2 protein-coding genes are annotated in these 501 nt (G+C 50.9%); one reads left to right on the plus strand and one right to left on the minus strand.

Features of this window, described 5'->3' with window-relative positions; translation table 11 throughout:
• On the minus strand, positions 1-86 hold an 86-nt coding region (locus P1S46_12475; GenBank protein ID MDF1537276.1), incomplete at its 3' end, for a DNA polymerase subunit beta.
• A 225-nt stretch (positions 87-311) separates the two neighbouring features.
• Here P1S46_12475 and P1S46_12480 point away from each other — a divergent pair.
• A partial coding sequence (locus tag P1S46_12480) for a transposase (protein MDF1537277.1) occupies positions 312-501 on the plus strand: 190 nt, incomplete at its 3' end.

Genomic DNA, 501 nt, shown 5'->3' on the forward strand with positions numbered 1-501 from the left:
AATAGGGCCAGCCGGGTCACACCGAAACGGGATTGCAGCTCAGGTTTGCTGTGGGTCAGTAGGTCCAGAGCGCGTTGTCTGTTCATCGTTCAACCTCCACTTGCGAGCCGGTGAGTTTTGATAATTCCGGTCGCGACGATTATGGAAAACGCCCCAACTATATAACATTTGTTATGCGATGTAAAAGATGAATTCAGTACGAAAGGAACCCCCGGCTTTGCCGGGGGACCCTAAAAGTTTGACAGTTCCGGGAGTAAGTGAAAGCCTCCCATCCGTGAACCGCTCAAAGTTCTTGGAAAAGGAGGCTTTCGATGGACAACGCACAAAGTCTATGTCATTCGGTATGGGACTGCAAGTATCACGTTGTCTGGATACCGAAGTATCGCAGGAAGGTTCTTTTCGGCAGGATACGTAAGCACCTTGGTGAAGTAATCCGGGGATTGGCACGACAGAAGGGCACGCGGCTATTTTGTGTCAACGGTAGGGCGCGACGAAGAAGTG

The organism is bacterium (assembly GCA_029210545.1).
In the GTDB taxonomy this organism is placed as follows: domain Bacteria; phylum BMS3Abin14; class BMS3Abin14; order BMS3Abin14; family BMS3Abin14; genus JARGFV01.